24 protein-coding genes are annotated in these 20281 nt (G+C 66.5%); 6 read left to right on the top strand and 18 right to left on the bottom strand.

Annotated features, from left to right (window positions below):
• The first annotated feature begins 8 nt into the window (after positions 1–8).
• Both G6N35_RS23270 and G6N35_RS23265 read left to right on the top strand, forming a co-directional pair.
• A complete protein-coding gene (locus tag G6N35_RS23270; RefSeq protein ID WP_163806487.1) occupies positions 9–830 on the top strand; it encodes a carbon-nitrogen hydrolase family protein in 822 nt (273 codons plus the stop codon).
• On the top strand, positions 827–1780 hold the full coding sequence (locus G6N35_RS23265; RefSeq protein WP_246224484.1) for an LmeA family phospholipid-binding protein: 954 nt from the start codon (positions 827–829) through the stop codon (positions 1778–1780). Before G6N35_RS23270 ends, G6N35_RS23265 begins: the two co-directional genes overlap by 4 nt.
• Before the next feature lie 91 nt (positions 1781–1871).
• Here the strand turns inward: G6N35_RS23265 and deoC are convergent, their stop codons facing one another.
• The 6 genes from deoC to G6N35_RS23235 form a co-directional block, all read right to left on the bottom strand.
• Positions 1872–2591, bottom strand: coding sequence for a deoxyribose-phosphate aldolase (gene deoC, locus G6N35_RS23260; protein WP_163806485.1), 720 nt, complete (start codon positions 2589–2591; stop codon positions 1872–1874).
• Positions 2591–2974: a DUF2599 domain-containing protein gene (locus tag G6N35_RS23255; RefSeq protein ID WP_246224483.1), complete on the bottom strand. Its 384-nt coding sequence runs from the start codon at positions 2972–2974 to the stop codon at positions 2591–2593. The genes deoC and G6N35_RS23255 overlap by 1 nt, the downstream gene beginning before the upstream one ends.
• 32 nt (positions 2975–3006) lie before the next feature.
• Entirely contained in the window at positions 3007–3291 is a 285-nt protein-coding gene (locus G6N35_RS23250) for a DUF2516 family protein (protein WP_179967491.1), read from the bottom strand.
• 58 nt (positions 3292–3349) lie between these two features.
• Complete coding sequence (locus tag G6N35_RS23245) at positions 3350–3958, bottom strand: heparin-binding hemagglutinin (protein ID WP_163806479.1); 609 nt, start codon at positions 3956–3958, stop codon at positions 3350–3352.
• Between the two features lie 71 nt (positions 3959–4029).
• Positions 4030–4422: a helix-turn-helix domain-containing protein gene (locus G6N35_RS23240; protein ID WP_163806477.1), complete on the bottom strand. Its 393-nt coding sequence runs from the start codon at positions 4420–4422 to the stop codon at positions 4030–4032.
• Positions 4423–4511: 89 nt separating this feature from the next.
• Positions 4512–5819 (bottom strand): DUF445 domain-containing protein, encoded by a 1308-nt coding sequence (locus G6N35_RS23235; protein WP_163806475.1) that lies wholly within the window; start codon positions 5817–5819, stop codon positions 4512–4514.
• A 137-nt stretch (positions 5820–5956) separates the two neighbouring features.
• Between G6N35_RS23235 and G6N35_RS23230 the strand changes: the two genes are divergently transcribed.
• Together G6N35_RS23230 and G6N35_RS23225 are read left to right on the top strand one after the other, a co-directional pair.
• A complete protein-coding gene (locus G6N35_RS23230) occupies positions 5957–6655 on the top strand; it encodes a TetR/AcrR family transcriptional regulator (RefSeq protein WP_163806473.1) in 699 nt (232 codons plus the stop codon).
• 14 nt (positions 6656–6669) lie between these two features.
• Positions 6670–7527, top strand: coding sequence for a polyphosphate kinase 2 family protein (locus G6N35_RS23225; RefSeq protein WP_163806471.1), 858 nt, complete (start codon positions 6670–6672; stop codon positions 7525–7527).
• A gap of 3 nt (positions 7528–7530) precedes the next feature.
• On the opposite strand, the gene G6N35_RS23220 is transcribed toward G6N35_RS23225, so the two are convergent.
• The 4 genes from G6N35_RS23220 to G6N35_RS23205 form a co-directional block, all read right to left on the bottom strand.
• Positions 7531–8406: a cyclopropane mycolic acid synthase family methyltransferase gene (locus G6N35_RS23220; protein ID WP_163806469.1), complete on the bottom strand. Its 876-nt coding sequence runs from the start codon at positions 8404–8406 to the stop codon at positions 7531–7533.
• Positions 8407–8550: 144 nt separating this feature from the next.
• The gene (locus G6N35_RS23215; protein ID WP_163806467.1) at positions 8551–9405 is read right to left on the bottom strand and encodes a 3-hydroxybutyryl-CoA dehydrogenase; all 855 of its coding nucleotides are present in this window, start codon (positions 9403–9405) and stop codon (positions 8551–8553) included.
• A 142-nt stretch (positions 9406–9547) separates the two neighbouring features.
• Entirely contained in the window at positions 9548–10834 is a 1287-nt protein-coding gene (gene aceA / locus G6N35_RS23210; RefSeq protein ID WP_163806466.1) for an isocitrate lyase, read from the bottom strand.
• Positions 10835–11059: 225 nt separating this feature from the next.
• On the bottom strand, positions 11060–11884 hold the full coding sequence (locus G6N35_RS23205; protein ID WP_163806463.1) for an acyl-[acyl-carrier-protein] thioesterase: 825 nt from the start codon (positions 11882–11884) through the stop codon (positions 11060–11062).
• 129 nt (positions 11885–12013) lie between these two features.
• Between G6N35_RS23205 and ramB the strand changes: the two genes are divergently transcribed.
• Positions 12014–13438 carry an acetate metabolism transcriptional regulator RamB gene (ramB, locus tag G6N35_RS23200; protein ID WP_163806460.1) on the top strand — a complete coding sequence of 475 codons (1425 nt, stop codon included), beginning with the start codon at positions 12014–12016 and terminating at the stop codon, positions 13436–13438.
• Positions 13438–13974, top strand: a complete 537-nt coding sequence (locus G6N35_RS23195; protein ID WP_163806456.1) for a carboxymuconolactone decarboxylase family protein — start codon at positions 13438–13440, stop codon at positions 13972–13974. The genes ramB and G6N35_RS23195 overlap by 1 nt, the downstream gene beginning before the upstream one ends.
• A 29-nt stretch (positions 13975–14003) precedes the next feature.
• On the opposite strand, the gene G6N35_RS23190 is transcribed toward G6N35_RS23195, so the two are convergent.
• Genes G6N35_RS23190 through G6N35_RS23155 form a run of 8 tightly spaced genes read right to left on the bottom strand, consistent with a single transcriptional unit; the run spans position 14004 to position 20257 of the window.
• Positions 14004–14288, bottom strand: coding sequence for a hypothetical protein (locus G6N35_RS23190; protein WP_246224482.1), 285 nt, complete (start codon positions 14286–14288; stop codon positions 14004–14006).
• Positions 14285–15679 (bottom strand): dihydrolipoyl dehydrogenase, encoded by a 1395-nt coding sequence (gene lpdA / locus G6N35_RS23185; protein WP_163806452.1) that lies wholly within the window; start codon positions 15677–15679, stop codon positions 14285–14287. Before lpdA ends, G6N35_RS23190 begins: the two co-directional genes overlap by 4 nt.
• A gap of 34 nt (positions 15680–15713) precedes the next feature.
• Positions 15714–16262: a hypothetical protein gene (locus G6N35_RS23180; protein WP_163806450.1), complete on the bottom strand. Its 549-nt coding sequence runs from the start codon at positions 16260–16262 to the stop codon at positions 15714–15716.
• Positions 16255–16533, bottom strand: coding sequence for a putative holin (locus G6N35_RS23175; RefSeq protein WP_163806448.1), 279 nt, complete (start codon positions 16531–16533; stop codon positions 16255–16257). The genes G6N35_RS23180 and G6N35_RS23175 overlap by 8 nt, the downstream gene beginning before the upstream one ends.
• A 29-nt stretch (positions 16534–16562) precedes the next feature.
• On the bottom strand, positions 16563–17111 hold the full coding sequence (locus G6N35_RS23170) for a DUF779 domain-containing protein (RefSeq protein WP_163806446.1): 549 nt from the start codon (positions 17109–17111) through the stop codon (positions 16563–16565).
• Complete coding sequence (locus tag G6N35_RS23165; protein WP_163806444.1) at positions 17108–18394, bottom strand: GAF domain-containing protein; 1287 nt, start codon at positions 18392–18394, stop codon at positions 17108–17110. Before G6N35_RS23165 ends, G6N35_RS23170 begins: the two co-directional genes overlap by 4 nt.
• 23 nt (positions 18395–18417) lie before the next feature.
• Complete coding sequence (locus G6N35_RS23160; protein ID WP_163806442.1) at positions 18418–19197, bottom strand: acetoin reductase; 780 nt, start codon at positions 19195–19197, stop codon at positions 18418–18420.
• Between the two features lie 13 nt (positions 19198–19210).
• The gene (locus G6N35_RS23155; protein WP_163806434.1) at positions 19211–20257 is read right to left on the bottom strand and encodes a 2,3-butanediol dehydrogenase; all 1047 of its coding nucleotides are present in this window, start codon (positions 20255–20257) and stop codon (positions 19211–19213) included.
• Positions 20258–20281 lie beyond the last annotated feature (24 nt).

Here is a 20281-nt window from a genome sequence, read left to right as displayed (position 1 = left end):
TGGATCCCATGCGGATCGCCCTCGCCCAGATCCTCTCGGGCACCGACCCCACCGCCAACCTGACCCTGGTCGACCAGTACACCCGGCGGGCAGCCGACGCCGGCGCGCAGCTGGTGGTCTTCCCCGAAGGCACGATGAGCCGGTTCGGGGTGCCGCTGGCCCCGGTCGCCGAGCCGCTGGACGGCCCGTGGGCCGATGCGGTGCGCGGCATCGCCGAGCGAGCCGGGATCACCGTGGTGGCCGGGATGTTCACCCCGGCCGACGCCGGACGCGTCACCAACACGCTGCTGGCCACCGGACGCGGAGTCGACGCCCACTACGACAAGATCCATCTCTACGACGCGTTCGGATTCGCCGAGTCCGCCTCGGTCGCCCCGGGCCGCCAACCGGTGGTCATCACCGTCGACGGCGTCGGTGTCGGCCTGACACTGTGCTACGACGTGCGCTTCCCGAACCTCTATCTGGAGCTCGCGGACCGCGGCGCGCAGGTGATCACGGTCAGCGCGTCGTGGGGCGCCGGACCGGGCAAGCTCGAGCAGTGGACCCTGCTGACCCGGGCCCGTGCCCTGGACTCGGCGTCGTTCATCGCCGCCGCGGGCCAGGGTTATCCCGGCGACGAGATGGCCGCCGCCAACAAGGCGCCCACCGGCGTTGGCGGCAGCCTGGTGGCCTCCCCGTTCGGGGAAGTGCTGGCGGCCGCGGGTGCGGACCCCGAACTCGTGGTGGCCGACATCGACGTCGCAAGCGTGCCCACAGTCCGCGAGACGCTCGGTGTGCTGCGTAACCGCTCAGAGTTCGCTCAGACTGATAAGGCAGAATCGCGCGGGTGACGTATCCGCCACAGGGCCCGAATCAGCCGGTCGGGCCGGGCGACCCGACCGCCCCCGCGTGGCCGGTCGCCAGTCCCGATCAGCCCACCCAGCACATTCCGCAGGTCCCCGGACCGGTGGATCCCGCTACCCAGTACATCCCGCAGCAGGCGCCGTACGTCCCGCCGCAGACACCACCGAGCGCCCCGCCGCCGGTCGAGCCTCCCGAAGAGCCCAAGTCTGGGTTCCTTCGCGATCCGCTGTCGATCGCGCTGGTACTCGTCACCGTCATCGCTCTGGCGGTGGCCGCACTGATCGGAACCGAGCTCTATGTGCGGCACCGGGCCGACACCGTGGTGGCCAACGCGGTGTCGTGCGTGGTCCAGGACTCCGCGACCGTCTCGTTCGGGATGCGCCCATTCCTGCTCCAGCACCTGACCGGGAGCTACAGCGACATCCGGGTGGAAACGGCCGGCAATCAGATCCGCGAAGCCAAGGGCATGAAGCTCGATCTGCTGCTCGACGACATCAAGATCAACAAGACGGCCGACTCGGCGGGCACCCTCGGCTCGCTGGACGCCACCATCACCTGGTCCAACGATGGGATCAAGCAGACCGTGGCGGACATCATCCCGCTCCTCGGTGGTTTGGTGACCTCGGTGGACACCTCCCCCTCGGACGGAACGATCGAGCTCAAGGGCGGTCTGGGCACCGTGACGGCCAAGCCTGCGGTCGCCGATGGCGGGTTGAGCCTCCAGGTGGTCAGCCTGACCGGGCTGGGTTTCAGCCTGCCCCGGGAAACCATCCAGCCGGCTCTCGATGCGTTCACCACCGCGCTGACCAAGAACCTGCCGATGGGTATCCACGCCGACAGCGTCGCCGTCACCGACACCGGCGTCACCGCCAAGTTCGTCACCCGCAACGCGACCATCCCCAACGGCCAGCAGGACCCCTGCTTCGCCGGCGTCTAGTCGCATCGATTCTGCGGTGAGGGCGGGTTTTCGGCCCTCATGACGGCCCTGGACGCAGAGTCGATGCCGTAGCCACAGACTCGGCGACCGGCTAATCCAGCCCGTCGAGCACAGCCCGCGTTCCGGACAGGCCCAGTCGGGTGGCGCCGGCGGCAAGCATCGCCAGGGCGTCGGGCGTGGTGCGGATACCGCCGCTGGCCTTGACGCCGAGCCGGCCGCCGACGGTCGCGGCCATCAATTCCACGGCCGCCACCGACGCCCCGCCGGACGGGTGGAAGCCGGTCGACGTCTTGACGAAGTCGGCGCCGGACTCCTCGGCGGCCCGGCAGACCGCCACCAGCGTGGGCTCACCGGCCAGGCTCAGTAGCGCCGAGGATTCGACGATGACCTTGAGCACCGCGCCGGGGATCGCGGCGCGGACGGTGGCGATATCGGCGGCGACCGCCGCCAGATCACCCGCCACCGCGGCACCCACGTCGATCACCATGTCCACCTCGTCGGCGCCGTCGTCGACGGCCAGCGCGGCCTCGTGCGCCTTAATGGTCGGAAGGTGCTTGCCCGACGGGAAGCCCGCGACGGTGGCGATCAGCAGTCGTTCGGGGCGCTCGGTGGCGCTCTTGTGCGCGGCCGACACCATCGACGGCGACACACACACCGCGACGACGCCCAGTTCGGCGGCCTCGGCGACCAGCACGGCGACGTCGGCTTCGGTTGCCTCGGGCTTGAGCAGGGTGTGGTCGACGAGTGCGGCCACCTCGGCCCTGCGCCAGGTATCCCCGGGTCGCTGCGCTCCTGCCCGCCGGGCGCCCATCAGAACGGCTCCTCGGAGCCACCGGGGTTGCACCCGGTGGCGGTCATGGTGTTGTCGTCGACGACAGGTCGCCACGGTTCCAGGTTCCAACTGGTCTTCCCCGGTTCGGCGATCTCAGCGAACCGGAAATGGCAGGCGAACTGATCACGCATACCGGGTGTGTTGGCGTCCGGCGCCAGGGCCAGCACCTCACCCCAGGCCTCGTCGATCTCCCACGGCGGCTTGAACAGCTGTCCGCCGGCTTCCCGGCCTGCGGGCGTGGGGTAGACGCGCAGGCTGGACAGATCACCCCAGTGCTGCCACATCACGTGGTCGATGAAGGGCGGTGCGGGTGCGGTGTCGGCGGCCGCTGGGGCAGCCAGGAGCACGGCGGCCGGGGCCACGCCTAGCGCGGCGACCAGGCGGGATCGCGTGATCAGCGGGACTTCCCCTGGACGTCGAGCAGCTTGGGCCGGACATCGACCAGATAGATACCGGCGGCGCATGCCGCGATCACCGGCCCCATGATCGCCGGGATCTGGAAAATTGATAGCAGGATCGCGACGCCAAGGATGACCAGCCAGACCGGCTTGGTGAGCTTGTCGGCCGCCGTGTATGCGTCGGTCCGTTGCATGGCCGCGTGGACGAAGGCGTAGATCGCCATCACGGTCACCGCCCAGACGACGACCTGAAGAACAAGACCCGCCACACCCTGGAGCATCACAGCTACAGGGTAGGCGGGTCTTGTCCCGATCGTCGAACCTAATTCGACGGTGACTTTACTTCTGGGTGACCTTCTTGGCCGGGGCCTTCTTGGCCGGAGCCTTCTTGGCGGCAGCCTTGGCCGGGGCCTTCTTGGCCGGGGCCTTGGCCGCCGGAGCCTTGGCGGCCGGAGTGGTGGCCTTGGCGGGCAGCTCGACGCCGACCAGCTTGGCGGCGCGCTCACCGACGGCGCGGGTCTGCGAGGACACGTTGCCCAGCGCCTCCTGCGTCAGCTCGACGGCCTGGTCGACGTAGCCCTCGACCTGAGCGGCGGCATCCTTGAGTTCGGGCTGGTTGCGCAGCCGCTCCAGGGCGGCCTCGCCACGCTCGACCAGGTTGTTGTAGGTCGTGGTGGCATCCTCGACGAAGCCTTCGGCAGCCTTGCGCAGCTCCTCGGAGCTGAGCTTGCCGCGCAGTTCCTCGGCACGCTGCGGCAGGTCTTCCTGCAGCTTGGTCAGCGCGGCGCGACGGCCTTCGACGCGCTCGGCAGCCTCGGTGCGGGCGTCCTCGGCGCGGTCACGCAGGTTGGCCAGGATCTCGTTGACGGTGGCCAGGGCCAGGTCGGCGGCGCCTACCGCAGCGAGCAGCGGGGCCTTCAGGTCCTCGATGGTGGGGTTCTCGGCCATGGGAATGGCTCCTTTCGTACTCGTGAAATAAGTTGTGGTTGACGGGTTTTCAGCGGATGTCGGGAGTGCGGCTAATCAGACGTCAGCTCCTCACGGGCAGCTTCGTTCTGCTGACAGAACGACGTGTAGATGTCGAGCAGAACCTGCTTCTGGCGTTCGGTGATGGCGGTGTCCCCGATGATCGCGTCGTGCACCTGACTTCCATCACTGGGTTCCAGGATTCCGGCGCGGACATAGAGCACCTCCGCCGACAACCGCAGCGCCTTGGCGATCTGACTCAGCACCTCCGCAGAAGGCTTGCGTAGCCCCCGTTCGATCTGACTGAGGTACGGGTTGCTGACGCCGGCCTTCTCGGCCAACTGCCGCACCGAAACCTGAGCGGCTTCACGCTGCGCCCTGATGAAGCCACCGATGTCATGCGCGGCATTGGAGACCACGGCCTGGATGTCTGCATCCTGTCCCATGACCGCCTCCTCGCGCAGTGGTTATCCGGTGCGTACGGAAACCACACTACGCGGGGGTGCTAACTTTTGCAAGCACTAGTTAGCGCAGGTCAGAATATGAATTGCGCCACTGTGTAGATCACCAGGCCGGCCAGAGCACCCACCACGGTGCCGTTGATCCGAATGAACTGCAGGTCGCGGCCGACGTGCAATTCGATGCGTCGGCTGGCCTCTTCGGCGTCCCAGCGCTCGATGGTGTCGGTGATGATCGTGGTGATCTCCGCACCGTACTGACCGACCAGGTGCTGGGCCCCGCGCACGATCCAGTTGTCGACCTTGTCGCGTAGCTCGGCGTCGTCGCGCACCGACTCTCCGATCCGCACGACGGAGTCGGCGATACGGGTACGCAGCGCGCTCGACGGGTCATCCACACCGTCAAGCACCAAGCGCTTCAACGTCTTCCACGCCGTCTCAGCCGCGCGGGTCACCTCGTCGCGGGCCATCAGCTGTTCTTTGACCGCTTCGGCCCGCGCGATAGTGGCCTCGTCGTTCTGCAGGTCGTCGGCGAATTCGAAGAGGAAACGCGTAGCCGAAAGGCGCAGTTCATGATTCGGGTTGCGGCGCACCTTGTCGGTGAAGTCCATCAGCTCGCGGTGGATGCGATCTCCTACCAGCTGGTCGACGAAGCGCGGCGACCAACTCGGCGAATCGCGGGTGATCACCCGCTCGATGGTCTCGCCTGCGTTCAGGGCCCATTCAAATGCCCTGTCACACAACAGCTGTACCAGTGCTTCCTGACGGTTCTCGGCAAGCAGCTGGCTCAGCACCCGACCGACGGGAGGCCCCCACTGCGGTTCGGCCAGCCGCTTGACGATCGTGCGGTCGATCACCTGCTGGATGTCGTCGTCGTTGAGCAGTTCCACCACCACGCGCAGCACGGTGGCCGCCTCACCGGCCACCCGGTCGGCGTGCACCGGTTCCGACAGCCACTTGCCCAGCCGGCCGGCGATCTGGGCGTCACGCAGCTTGGTCTCGACCACCGGTGCGGACAGGAAGTTCTCCCGCACGAAGGTGCCCAGGCCCTCGCCCAGTTGATCCTTCTTGCGCTTGATGATCGCGGTATGGGGGATCTTCAGGCCCAGCGGGTGGCGGAACAGTGCGGTGACGGCGAACCAGTCGGCCAACGCGCCGACCATACCGGCCTCGGCCGCCGCACCCACGTAGCCGATCCAGGCCGGCCCGCCCTGGGCCTGACCCCAGCGGCAGCCCAGGAACAGCACCGTCGCGCCGAGCAGGAAGCTCAGCGCCACTGCCTTCATCCGGCGCAGCGACCGACGCCGCTCGGCGTCGGCCTCGGGGTCCGCGCCGGCGAAGGACTCCGCGATAGACGCCCCGGCGCGCACTACAGCCGTCGGCAAAGCCGGACGGTCAGGTTCGGTAACCACTCCACCATCATCCGCTATCTGCGGAGCCAGTTAATGTGACCTTGCCATCAAGACAGACCGTAGAATCGGTGCCAAAGAGGGAAACGGACTCCGCGATAGTGGCACAGCAGATGAGCGACGGGGTCGCCAAGACCGATGGTCGCAAGCGACGCTGGCACCAACACAAGGTGGAACGGCGCACCGAACTTGTCGAAGGTGCGCTCGAGGCCGTCCGCCGCCGGGGCCGTGACGTCAGCATGGACGAGATAGCTGCGGAAATTGGGGTCTCCAAGACCGTCCTCTACCGCTACTTCGTCGACAAGAACGACCTCACGACCGCGGTGATGATGCGCTTCGCGCAGACCACGCTGATCCCGAACATGGCCGGCGCGCTGTCGTCGAACCTCGACGGCTTCGACCTGACCCGCGAGATCATCCGGGTCTACGTCGAGACGGTGGCCAACGAGCCGGAGCCCTACCGATTCGTCATGGCAAACAGTTCGGCCAGCAAAAACAAGGTCATTGCCGATTCGGAGCAGATCATCGCGCGCATGCTGGCCGTGGTCCTGCGGCGCCGCATGCAACGGGCCGGGATGGAGACCCGCGGCGTCGAACCGTGGGCCTATCTGATCGTCGGCGGGGTCCAGCTGGCCACGCACTCGTGGATGTCCAACCCCCGGATGAGCAGCGTGGAATTGATCGACTACCTGACCATGCTGTGCTGGAACGCGCTGTGCGGAATCGTGGAGGTCGGTGGCTCACTGGAGGCGTTCAACGCCGATCCGCATCCCTCGCCGGTGCTGCCACCCGCATTGCGGCGGGCCCCCTAGCTAGGCTCTGACCTATGGCCGACCTGCCCTCGCAGTGGACTCACGAACCGCGCAAGATCCTCCGGTTCCGCGCCGGCGAGAAGGTCGCCAATATCGATACCGACGCCACCCCCGGCTATACCGGCGATAAGAACGGCTCGACCGAAGTCCAGACCGAGCGCAACCAGCGCTTCGCGGGGCTGCAGGAGATGCTCTACGCCAACGGCAAGGCCGGCGACAGCCGGTCGTTGTTGCTGGTCCTACAGGGTATGGACACCGCGGGCAAGGGCGGTATCGTCACCCACGTCGTCGGTGCAGGCAACCCGATGGGCATCCATTACACCGGTTTCGGGGTGCCCACCGAAGAGGAGCGGGCGCACCACTATCTGTGGCGGATCCGCAAGGCGCTGCCCGCCGGCGGCCACGTCGGGGTCTTCGACCGCTCCCACTACGAGGACGTCCTGGTGGTCCGGGTCCACGAGCTGGTACCGCCCGAGGTCTGGGAGCCGCGCTACGACGAGATCAACGCCTTCGAGAAGGAACTGGTCGACTCCGGGACCACCGTGGTCAAGTGCGCCATGTTCGTCTCCCTCGACGAGCAGAAGCGCCGGCTTTCCGAGCGGCTCGAGCGCCCGGACAAGTACTGGAAGTACAACCCAGGCGATCTCGACGAACGCAAGCTCTGGCCCGCGTATCAGGAGGCGTACCAGGCCGTCCTGGACCGCACCTCAACCGATTACGCGCCCTGGCACGTCATCCCGTGCGACAAGAAGTGGTACAGCCGGCTGGCCATCACCGAACTGCTCATCGAGGCGCTCAAGGGTATGAAGCTCACCTGGCCGCCGCCGGACTTCGACGTCGAGGCGGAGAAGAAGAAGCTGGCCGGCCTCTGAAACTCAGCCCTTGACCAGGGTGAACTGACCGATGTTGGTGATGCCGCGGCGGAAGAAGTCCGCACAGCCGGTCAGGTACTTCATGTAGCGGTCGTAGATCTCCGGGGAGGTGATGGCGATCGCCTCGGCGCGGTTGGCCAACAGGTTGGCCGCCCACATGTCCAGGGTGCGCGCGTAGTGCTCGCGCAGCAGGTGGATGCGCTCGAGGGTGAAGCCGGAGTTGGCGGCGAGTTCTTCGATGTCCTCGACGGCGGGCAGCCGGCCGCCCGGGAAGATCTCGGCTTCGATGAACTGCATGAACTTCAGGTCGCTGATGGTGACCTTGATTCCGTTGTCGCGGAAGAACTTCTGGGTGTGCGCCAGGATGGTGTGCAGCAACATCCGGCCGTCATCGGGCAGCAGGCTGTAGGCCTTGTCGAAGAACAGCGGGTAGCGCTCGACCTTGAAGGCCTCGAAGGCGCCGATGCTGACGATCCGGTCCACCGGCTCGTCGAATTCCTCCCAGCCCTGCAGGCGAACCTCGATCGAGCGGGTGGTGTCCAGCCGGGCCAGACGTTTGCGGGCGTACTCCGACTGGTTTTTGCTCAGGGTGATGCCGATGACGTTCACGTCGTACTTCTGGACGGCCAATTCCAGCGCGCCGCCCCAGCCGCATCCGACGTCGAGCAGGGTCATCCCGGGCCGCAGATCGAGCTTGCCCAGCGCCAGGTCGAACTTGGCGGTCTGCGACTCGTCAAGGGTCATGTCCTCGCGTTCGTAGTAACCGCAGGTGTACCCCATGGTGGTGCCCAGGAAGAGCGCAAAGAAGTCATCGGACACGTCGTAGATCGACTGTGACTCCTCGTAGTACGGAGTCAGGTCGGCATCCACGTTCGCCATCAACACAGCCCTTCAGATATTTCACTCACAGGGTCGGACCGTGGTCAGCGAGGTCTCGCCACAAGCGGTCCCCGACCTGGGCCTAGAGGCCCACCGGCGAGCAGCCTAGTCAATTAGTCTGTGGATTGCACAAGACGCAGGTCGTCAGTAGCTGTAGAAACCCTGTCCCGACTTCTTGCCCAGTAGACCCGCCTCGACCATCCGCAGCAGCAGCGGCGGCGGCGCGTAGTGGGCATCCTTGAGTTCCTCGTACATCGAGTCGGCGATCAGCTTCATGGTGTCCAGGCCGATCAGGTCCGACAGCCGCAGCGGGCCCATCGGGTGTGAAAGTCCGGCCACGACCGCGGTGTCGACGTCCTCTACGGTGGCCACGCCCGCCTCGACCATCCGGATCGCCGAAAGCAGGTAGGGCACCAGCAGGGCGTTGACCACGAAGCCCGAGCGGTCCGCGCAGCGCACCACCTTCTTGCCGAGCACCTCGCTGGCAAACTGCTCGACCCGGCTGATCGTGCCCTCGGAGGTGACCAGCGTGTTGATCAGTTCGACCAGCGGCAGCACCGGCACCGGGTTGAAGAAGTGCAGCCCGATGACGCGGCTCGGGTTCTTCGTCGCCGCCGCGATCTTCATGATCGGGATGCTGGAGGTGTTGGATGCGAGCACCGCGTCGGGGTCGGTGATGATGCGGTCGAGCTCGGCGAAGATCTTGGCCTTGACCGTCTCGTCCTCGACGACCGCCTCGATGACGAGCTGTCGGTCGGCCATATCGGTGAGGTCGGTGGTGAACGTCAGCCGGGCCAGGGTGGCGTCGCGATCGGCCTCGGAGAGCTTGCCCTTGCTGGTCGCGCGCTCCAGGGAGCCGGTGAGCCGGCTGCGTCCGGCATTGAGCAGCTCGTCGGTCGGTTCGAAGACCACGACGTGTGCGCCTGCCTTGGCCGCCACCTCGATGATCCCGGAGCCCATCTGGCCCGCACCGACCACACCTACCCGTTGAATGCTCACTTCATCTCCTCACGCATCAGGCCCCGCCCAATATAAGGACGGGGCCTGATGGCACAGTCGGCGGCCTCGAACGCGAGCGTGCGCGCGGTGACACACACTGCGGCGTGTCACCGTGCAGACACGCACGCTCGCGGAAGGTGGCTCAGTGGAACTGGCCCTCTTCGGTCGAACCGGCCAGGGCGGTGGTCGAGCTGCTCGGGTCCACGGTGGTGGCGATCCGGTCGAAGTAACCGGCGCCGACCTCGCGCTGGTGCTTGGTGGCGGTGTAACCGCGCTCCTCGGCGGCGAACTCGCGCTCCTGCAGTTCGACGTAGGCGCTCATCTGGTTGCGGGCGTAGCCGTAGGCCAGATCGAACATCGAGTAGTTCAGGGCGTGGAAGCCGGCCAGGGTGATGAACTGGAACTTGAAGCCCATCGCGCCGAGCTCCTTCTGGAACTTCGCGATCGTCGCGTCGTCGAGGTGCTGCTTCCAGTTGAACGACGGCGAGCAGTTGTAGGCCAGCATCTGGTCCGGGAACTCGCTCTTGACTCCCTCGGCGAACTTGGCTGCCAACTCCAGGTCCGGGGTACCGGTCTCCATCCAGATCAGGTCGGAGTACGGCGCGTAGGCCTTGGCGCGGGCGATGCAGGGCTCGATGCCGTTGCGCACCCGGTAGAAGCCCTCGGCGGTGCGCTCACCGGTGATGAACGGCTGGTCGCGCTCGTCGACATCGGAGGTGATCAGGGTCGCGGCCTCGGCGTCGGTGCGGGCGATGACCACGGTGGGGACGTCGGCGACGTCGGCCGCCAGGCGTGCCGAGGTCAGGGTGCGGATGTGCTGCTGGGTCGGGATCAGCACCTTGCCACCGAGGTGGCCGCACTTCTTCTCCGAGGCCAGCTGGTCTTCCCAGTGCGAACCGGCGACACCGGCGGCGATCATGGCCTTCTGCAGCTCGTAGACGTTGAGGGCGCCACCGAAGCCGGCTTCGCCGTCGGCGACGATCGGGGCCAGCCAGTTCTCCACCGAGGTGTCACCTTCGACCTTGGCGATCTCGTCGGCGCGCAGCAGCGCGTTGTTGATGCGGCGCACGACCTGCGGCACCGAGTTGGCCGGGTAGAGGCTCTGGTCGGGGTAGGTGTGGCCGGACAGGTTGGCGTCACCGGCGACCTGCCAACCGGACAGGTAGATGGCCTTCAGGCCGGCGCGGACCTGCTGGACGGCCATGTTGCCGGTCAGCGCACCGAGGGCGTTGACGAACTCCATGTCGTGCAGCTGGTTCCAGAGCACCTCCGCGCCGCGGCGGGCCAGGGTGGCCTCCTCGACGACGCTGCCCTGCAGCGCGACGACGTCGGCCGGGGTGTAGGTGCGGGTGATCCCCTTCCAGCGAGGATTGGTATCCCAGTCCTTCTGGATCGCTTCTGCGGTCTTCGGCTGGCCAACGTTGGACATGCCTGCTCCTTTTGCTAAGTCCGGTACAGCTGGGCTGTTCTGCTGACATGAGCATGCCTCGCACCATTAGTGCACTTCAAGCGGTTTCTTCTGCCAATTTTCGCCAAGCAGTACGCTCATCTTGCGAAGTTTGCGAAGGGTCTGATCCGCTGAACCGGTTCAGAAGTTACCAACGGGTAACGCCTTTTCGCAGGTCAGTACGCTTGTACTGTTAAAACTCGATCCTCAGAGTTGGAAGATCGAGGCGAGCGCTTTGACCTCGTCGCCGACGACGTATGTGAGCGTTCTAACAGTGCGGTCGGTGAGTTCGCGACCGAACTTGTCGGTGGAACCCGGCGGGTACACGTGCGACAGGATCTCGAGCTTGTCCCCCAGCGCGACGGGGGCGTCGTGCTCGATGGTCACCCGCAGCGGCGAGGAGAACAGCTCCGGATACGGCGCGAGGAATTCCTCGACGACCTTCCAGTACACCGAGTTGTTGACGTGGTCGAACAGGTCGATATCGCTGACCCGGATGGGGAAGTCGCGGATCTCGTCGGCGTCCTCGCGGGAACCAGGGCTCAGGTAGCCCTTCCAGCGCAACCGGGTGACGTCGGTGGTCTTCTTCAGACCGTCCAGGAAGTCATCGGCGATGCGAGCCGGACCCTGGGTCTCGCGGTTGATGTTGATCCAGAAGGCCTCGGATTCGATCAGCCCGCCCTTGCGGCCATCGATCCGCACCCGCATCTCGCACCACCGGTTCGAGGTTCCCGAGCACCAGCGCCGCATGCGCAGCATGTCCTGGAACTCGATCGGTCGGATCATGTCGACCATGGTGCGGCGGACGATCCACAGCGGGTGGGTCTCCTCATGACCCATCTCGCGCAGCTGATCCTGGCCGATGTCCTGGATATGACGGCACGCCGCGTCCAGGCGAAGCCGGCCGGCCCGGTCGATGTCGCCGACCCGCAACGGCCATTCCCGATCGAAGACGTCTGGATGCGGATCGGGGACCGGCATCAGTACCTTCGCCAGACCGGTTCCGGCCGTGTCGTTCTCGGTGGTACTCATGGTGCCTTCTCCCCAGGCCGATGCTGTCCCCGCCCCAGCGCGATCATGCCAAAGGCCTCAGCGAATGCCAACCAGCTTGCTTGCCAATCCTGCTAAGGGTCCCTTAACAGCGACGGTACGCTGGACATCGTGTCCAAGACGTTCGTCGGCCATCGCGTACGTCAGCTGCGCAGCGAACGCGGCTTCAGCCAGGCTGCGCTGGCCCAGATGCTGGAGATCTCACCGAGCTACCTCAACCAGATCGAGCACGACGTGCGGCCGCTCACCGTCGCGGTGCTGCTGCGGATCACCGAGGTGTTCGGTGTGGACGCCACCTTCTTCGCCTCGCAGGACGACACCCGGCTGATCGCCGAGCTCCGCGAAGTCGTGCTCGACAAGGATGTGGACGTCGAGATCGACCCGGCCGAGGTCGCCGAGGTGGTCAACACCCACCCCGCGATGGCCAAGGCCCTGGTGAACCTGCACCGGCGCTACCGGATCGCCACGACGCAGTTGGCCGCGGCCACCGAGGGCCGGTTCAACCTCAACGCCGGGGGCAGCGGTTCGGGAGCCATCTCCATGCCGCACGAGGAAGTCCGGGACTACTTCTACCAACGCCAGAACTACCTGCACGAATTGGACACCGCCGCCGAGGACCTGACCGTGCGGATGCGCCTGCATCGCGGTGACCTCGCCGGCGACATCGGACAGCGGCTGGCGCAGGTGCACGGGGTGCGCCTGGTGCGACGGGTCGACCTCGGTGACACGGTGCTGCACCGCTACGACCCCGAGACCAAGACGCTGGAGATGAGCGCGCACCTGTCCGGCGGCCAGCAGGTGTTCAAGATGGCCGCCGAACTGGCCTACCTGGAGTTCGGCGACCTCATCGACACCATGGTGGAAGCGGCCGCGTTCACCAGCGACGAATCGCGCCGGCTGGCCCGGCTCGGCATGGCCAACTACTTCGCCGCGGCAACGGTGTTGCCGTACGGGCAGTTTCACAACGTGAGCGAGAACTTCCGCTACGACATCGAGCGCCTCTCGGCCTTCTATCAGGTCAGCTACGAGACGATCTGTCACCGGCTCTCCACGCTGCAGCGACCGTCGATGCGCGGCGTTCCCTTCTCGTTCGTCCGGGTGGACAAGGCGGGCAACATGTCGAAACGCCAGTCCGCCACCGGTTTTCACTTCTCGTCCTCGGGAGGTACCTGCCCGCTGTGGAACGTCTACGAAACGTTCGCCAACCCGGGCAAGATCCTGGTTCAGATCGCGCAGATGCCGGACGGGCGCAACTACATGTGGGTGGCGCGCACCATCGAGCGACGTGCGTCGCGCTACGGTCAGCCCGGCAAGACCTTCGCGATCGGGTTGGGTTGCGAGGTGCGCCATGCCACCCGGCTGGTGTACTCGCGAGGCCTGGATCTGTCGTCGGACAGCGCCACGCCCATCGGTGCCGGCTGCCGGGTGTGCGAACGGGACAACTGCGCCCAGCGCGCGTTCCCCGCTCTGGGCAAGGCGCTGGACCTCGACGAGCACCGCAGCACCGTATCCCCCTACCTGGTCAAGGAGTCCTGATGGCAGAACGCATTCCGCCTGGCGGCCGCCGCGAACTCGGCGTGCTCAACTGGGCTATCGCGCGGGCCGGAGCGAGATCGATCAGGGCACCGCGGATGCATCTGTTCGACGTGCTCGGCCAGCACCGGCTGCTGTTCTTGTCGTTCCTGCCCTACTCGGGTGTACTACTGAACTGGGGCAAGCTGTCCAAACAGGACAAGGAGCTGGTGATCCTGCGGGTGGGGCAGCTACGCAATTCCGAATACGAACTACAGCAGCACCGCCGGCTCGCCCGTTCCCGCGGCCTCGATGCGGCGCTGCAGGCCAAGATCTTTGCCGGCCCAGACGCCGAAGGCCTCACCGACCGCCAGCGGGTACTGCTGCGGGGGGTCGACGAGTTCGTGCTGAACCGGGACATCAGCGACGGCACCTACGCCGATCTCGCCCGGCATCTGAATCGGCAGCAGGTCATCGAATTCTGCGCCTTGGCAGGCCATTACGACGCGATCGCGGGGATCCTGGCCACCCTGCGCGTCCCGATGGACTTCCCGGACTAGACCACCGCCCTGGAGCGGGTGCCGTCAGCTCACAGGTAGGTGACGCCGAGGACGATCAACGTGAACGCCACCGGCGAGATGGGCAGAAAGGCCAGAAAGGCCGCCGCTACCAACTGCTTTCGCTGATACATCCGCCGAGCCAGCCAACCCACCGCAACGGATGCCACAGCGATGAGGGCGGCCAGGACCAACACCCAGAAGTTCACCCGATAGGCCGAGGTCGCGATGGAGATGCCGATCAGCCACAGGATGTGACCGATCACGAAGCCGCCGATCGCGGCGACGACGGCTTCGGTGACCTTCGTGGTGCTCAAAAGTTGATCATGTGTCCGGCGAGGCCGTGGAAGCATTCCTGGAGCGCCTCCGACAGCGTCGGGTGGGTGTGCACATTGCGGGTCAGCTCGTTGACCGTCAGGTCCCACTTCTGCGCCAGTGTGAGTTCGGGCAGCAACTCCGAGACGTCGGGTCCGATGAGGTGGGCGCCGAGCAGTTCACCGTACTTGGCGTCGGCGATGACCTTGACGAAGCCGGTGGGGTCGGCCAGGCCGTGAGCCTTGCCATTGGCGGTGAACGGGAACTTGGCGACCTTGACGTCGTAGCCCTCGTCACGGGCCTGCTGCTCGGTGAGGCCGAAGCTGGCCACCTGCGGCTGGCAGAAGGTGGCGCGCGGCATCATCCGGTAGTCACCGAGGGCCAGTGTCTCGGCTCCGGCGATGGTCTCGGCGGCGACCACACCCATGGCCTCGGCAACGTGGGCGAGCTGCAGCTTGCTGGTGACGTCACCGATGGCGTAGATGTGCGGCACGTTGGTACGCATGTAGTCGTCGATGGCGATGGCCTTGCGGTCGGTCAGGGCGACACCGGTCGCCTCGAGTCCGTAGCCCTCGACGTTGGGGGCAAAACCGATGGCCTGCAACACCTTTTCGGTCTTGATCTCCTCGGTCTTGCCGTCCTTGCTGACCACGACGGTCACCGTCGAGCCGTCATCGGTGATGGACTCGACCTTGGTGCCGGTGAGGATCTTGACCCCGAGCTTCTTGTACTGCTTTTCGATCTCCTTGGAGACCTCGGCGTCCTCGTTGGGCAGGGCGCGGGGCAGGAACTCGACGATGGTGACGTCCACGCCGTAGTTCTTCATCACGTAGGCGAACTCCATGCCGATCGCCCCGGCGCCGGCGATGACGATGGACTTGGGCAGCTCGCGCGAGAGGATCTGCTCTTCGTAGGTGACGACGTTCTTCGACAGCGACGTGCCGGGCACCAGCCGGGTGCTGCTGCCGGTGGCGATGATGGCGTTGTCGAAGGTGACGGTCTCGGTCCCGCCCTCGTTGAGCTTCACCGAAAGAGTGTTGGCGTCGGTGAAGGTGCCATAGCCGTGGATTTCGGTGATCTTGTTCTTCTTCATCAAGAAGTGCACACCGGCCACCCGGCCCTCGGCGACCTTGCGGCTGCGATCGAACGCGGCACCGTAGTCGAACGTGGCCTCACCGGTGATGCCGAACGTCTTGGCTTCCTTGGTGAAGATGTGGGCCAGCTCCGCATTGCGCAGCAGGGCCTTCGAGGGGATACAGCCCACGTTGAGGCACACGCCGCCCCAGTACTTGGGCTCGACGATGGCAGTGTTCAACCCGAGTTGGGCAGCGCGGATCGCCGCGACGTATCCACCGGGTCCGGCTCCGAGAACGACGACGTCAAAGTGGGTCACGCAGACAACCCTAGCGTGGGTCAGGTGCGCGCGATCAGCCGATCGTCGGGCGGGCGATCCATTCGAAGTAGTAGGCGCCGTGCAGCACCGCCGCGGCGGCCACCGAGGCCATCGGCGCCGACATCAGCGCGATGGCCAGCGCGGTGACCGGCGGCCGGCTGGGCACCATCGACACGAGCATGCTGCCCACCGCGCAGACGATCAGGTACAGCAGCACCCCGAACACGGCGGGCGTCTTGTCCAGCGAGGTGTACCACCAGAAATAGAAACCGAGGCCGGCGGCTGCGGCCAGCACCCACACGGCGGCCACGATGAAGACGAACTGCCAGCGCTTGACGTAGACGAGCGTGCCGTCGATGGCTGTGGGAGCGGGCGGCACGACCACCGGCTCGGCATGCACAACGCCACCGAGCGGCTGCAGGAAGGCGTCGGTGTCGAAGGTGTCCACTGCGCTGAATGCCGGCGACGGTTCGGGCTCCGGGGCCGTCTGCCCCAATGCCCGCAGCGGGTCGGGGTGCGGGCCGGTGTCGAAGATCGGCGCGTGATGCGGTTCGGTTTGGGGAAGGGAGATCTTGTCAGCCACCGGACACCACCTGAATGAGGACGAGCGTCGCGAGCCAACCCGGGGCCATCGCCAGGATGAACGCACCCACCGTCGTAAGCCAGCGCCGGCCGGACAACAGGATGGTCAGCATCCCGATCGCGCCCGGTACACCGATGACCAGCGCCACCACCAGGTCGGGACGAATCGGGGCTTTGACCAGCACGGTCGTGACGACGGCGGCGATCAGGCCGGTCACGCAGCCGACCAGCAACGCGCTTGTGAGCAGCCATGCCCGAGGCAGGGGTATCACCCCTATGACGATACGTGCCCTGCCGCGGACTACGGCTGAACGACTCCGGCGCGCCCACCAGGGATCGGGCAGGCATCCGCTGCCTCGGCGACCACCAGATCGGTCCGCGCGGGTGGTCGGGCACCGCGTTCGACGTCGATTCCGGTCAGCGGCGGGGAGGCGGCCAGCAACTCGTTCTCGGCATCGGTGAACGCCCGTCCGCGACTGAGGAAGCGCATGCCCTCCGGCGATTCGAGGCTGAAACCGCCACCGCGGCCGGGCACCACATCGATCACCAGCTGGGTGTGTTTCCACGCCTCGAACTGTGGGCCCGAAATCCACACCGGGGCATCCTCGAGGATCTCGAGCAGGACGTCGCGGTCCCCGACGATGAAGTCGCCGTCGGGGTAACACATGGGCGAGGAGCCGTCACAACAGCCGCCGGACTGGTGAAACATCACCGGGCCGTGGCGGTCCTGCAGTCGGTGCAGCAGGTCGGCGGCGGCCGCGGTGATCAGGGCCCGGGGCGGCGACTCGTCCCCGCGATGTGGGCGCGGTTGCCGTCGCTGAGCGCCGATAAGCGCGCCGACATCACTCATTCGAGGGTTCCTCCTGTGCGGCGAACGGCACGGACCGCGGGTGCGGTGGACGCGGGCAACGTCATGGCTGTGTCCGTGGGGTAGCGCACCGTTACATCGATTCCGGCCGCGAACCGATACGGCTGGGCGGCGAGCAGGCCGGCGAACTGCTTGCGCAGCCGGGACAGCTCGGCCCGAACAGTGACGACCCGGGACCGGTCGCCGTAGAGATCGGCGGCCAGTTCCGGGGCAGTGCGGCCCTGCGGGTTGCGGGCCAGGATCAACAGGATCTCGGCATGGCGCAGCGAGATGTCGTGGCGCCATTGGCCGAACTGTCCGGCCATGTCGAGCACCGGTGCGCCGCTGAGGTTCAGGCAGACCTGTGCCGGTGCGGGCGCGTCGTCGTCCTCGGCGGGGCGGACCAGCCAGCCGCCGGGGAGGACGTCGACGTCGCACATGCCGAAGGTGGGGATCCACAGCCGGCCGGGGCTGACGAGCTCGGGCAACAGGATCCGGTTGTGCAGCGGCAACGAGTCGACGGCGGCCACCCAGCCTTCCGCGTCGACGGCCAGCGCCGGCTTGCCGATGCGGGCCAGGATCGGGGCGGCCACCATCCGCAACCTGTTGAGGGTGCGGTCATGCTGTTCGCGCAGATGCGATTCGGCGAGCCGGGCCACGGCATCGACGAGGGCGACGGTGGTGGGATGCACCGTCGCCGCGGGCCCCGAGATGTCGACGACGCCGATCACGTGACCCGTTCGCGGATCCCGGATCGGCGCCCCGGCACAGGTCCAGGAGTGGTGGCTGCGCACGAAGTGCTCGGCCGAGAACACCTGGACGGCGCGGTTGGACACCAGCGCGGTGCCGATGGCGTTGGTTCCGACCTCGTCTTCGGCCCAGCGTGCACCCTCCACGAATCCGAGCCGGTCGGCATTGCCCAGCACCGCAGGCGAGCCGGACCGCCACAGCACCCGTCCCTGCGCATCGGCGACGACCAGGATGTTGGTGCCGTCGGCGACGATGGATTCCAGTCCGCGGGACACCTCGTCGAGCACCGACATCAGACCCGATGCGCGGCGCAACGTCTCGAGCCCACCGGACTCCACGACCGGCGGGGTGCGGCTGTCGGGGTCGACGCCGGCCGAGATCAGCCGGCGCCACGATTCGCCGATGACGTCTCGTGGCCGGGCCGGTGCGCGGTAGCCCGCCATCGTCGCGTCGTAGACAGCCGACATCAACCGCGCATAACTGCGCGGGTCTTCGCCGACCGCGACCGCGGGCTCAGGCACGTAGGTCCCTTGCATCACTGCCGATTGTGCTCCGCATCTCAGCGGTAAACCAGGCCGCCGTCGATCAGGCCGGACTGTCCGGTCATGTAGTCGGCGTCCGGTCCGGCCAGATAGGACACGAATCCGGCGACGTCGTCTGGGGTCTCGGCGCGTCCGAGCGCGATACCCCCGACGAACTTGTCGTAGGTCTCGCCCTCGGCGGCCCCGGTGAGTTCGGCGAAGCGCTTGTCGATCTCAACCCACATATCGGTGCCGACCACACCGGGGCAGTACGCGTTGACGGTGATCCCTTCGGCGGCGTGCTCCTTGGCTGCTGCCTGGGTGAGTGCGCGCACCGCGAACTTCGATGCGCTGTAGACCCCGAGCATGGCGAATCCGTCGTGGCCGGCGATCGACGAGGCGTTAATGATCTTGCCGGGCCTGCCCAGTTCTTTGAACTTGGCCGCGGCCGCCTGGATGCCCCAGAGCACTCCGTTGACATTGATGGCCCAGACGCGCGCGGCTTCCTCTTCGGTGACGTCGGCGATTGGCCCGACCAGGGCAATGCCGGCGTTGTTCACCATGATGTCGAGCCCACCCAAGGCCTGGGCAGCGTGCTCGACGGCGGCGAACACCTGCTCACGATCGCTGACGTCGGCAGCGAATGTGGTTGTTTTGCTTCCTATTTCGGCGATCTCGGCGGCGACGGCGTCGATACCGTCGGTGCCCAGATCCACCAGTGCGATGTCGGCGCCGTCACGGGCCAGTCGCAGCGCGATTCCCCGGCCGATTCCGCGGGCTGCCCCGGTGACCAGGGCGACCTTTCCTTCCAATGCCATGGCGATGCTCCGTTCAGATGGTGGGGTCGACGAGGACTTTCATCTTCTTGCCGGCGTGCAGGGCTTCGAATCCTTCGTCGACGACGTCGTCGATCGGGATCCGGGTCACCCAGCCGGTGGTGTCGTAGGCGCCGGTGGCCATCAGGGCGATGACGGCCTGGAAGTCGGCGCTGGTGTAGCACAGCGAGCCCTGAATCCGGCTCTCGTTCATCACGAGGTTCAGAAGTGGTGTCTCCAATGGCTTTTCGTAGATCGCCACGCTGATCATGGGTTTGCGCGATCCGATGCAGGCCAGGGCGGTCGTCACCGCGGGGGTAACGCCGGCTGCGTCGAAGACGGCATCGGCTCCCCCACCGTGGGTGTGGTCGGCGATGAACGTCGGCACGTCCAGCGTGGTCGGGTCGAGCGTCGTGGCGCCGAGAGCCTCGATCGCGGCGCGACGGGTCGGCGAGGGCTCGACGACCAGGACGTCGTCAAGACCCTTGCCCCGCAACGCAAACCACAGTCCGATGCCGATGGGGCCGGCGCCGAACACCATGGCGGTGTCCCCGGGATGCACATCACCGAGGGTGGCCGCGTGGTAGGCCACCGACATCGGTTCGACCAGGGCGCCGAGTTCCAGGGAGACACTGTCGGGCAGCTTGTGCAACATGCTCGTCGGCACGACGGTGTATTCGGCCATCCCGCCGTCGGACATCAAGCCGTGGAATCCGATCTGCTGGCACACGTTGTAGTTGCCGGCCCGGCAAGGGCCGCAGTGGTCACACTTGTAGATGGGTTCGACGGCGACCCGGTCGCCCGGCGCCCAGCCGGTGACGCCGTCGCCGACCGCGGTGATGGTGCCGGAGAACTCGTGACCGATGGTCAGCGGCAGTTGGGCACCGGTGAGCGGGTGGGGTTCGGTCGGCACGAAGATCGGCCCGGCGTAGTACTCGTGCAGGTCGGTGCCACAGATTCCGTTGAACCCGACCTTGAGTTTGACGGTGCCCGGCGCGGGCTCCGGTTCGGCGATGTCGTCGATCTCGACCTTGTTCGGCCCGTAGTAGACAGCTGCTTTCATGTGACAGTTCTATGTGACCGCGAC

Origin of the sequence: Mycolicibacterium anyangense, assembly GCF_010731855.1 — a bacterium.
Lineage (GTDB): Bacteria > Actinomycetota > Actinomycetes > Mycobacteriales > Mycobacteriaceae > Mycobacterium > Mycobacterium anyangense.
Note: the sequence above shows the minus strand (reverse complement) of the source record. Positions and strands in the feature narration are given on the sequence as shown.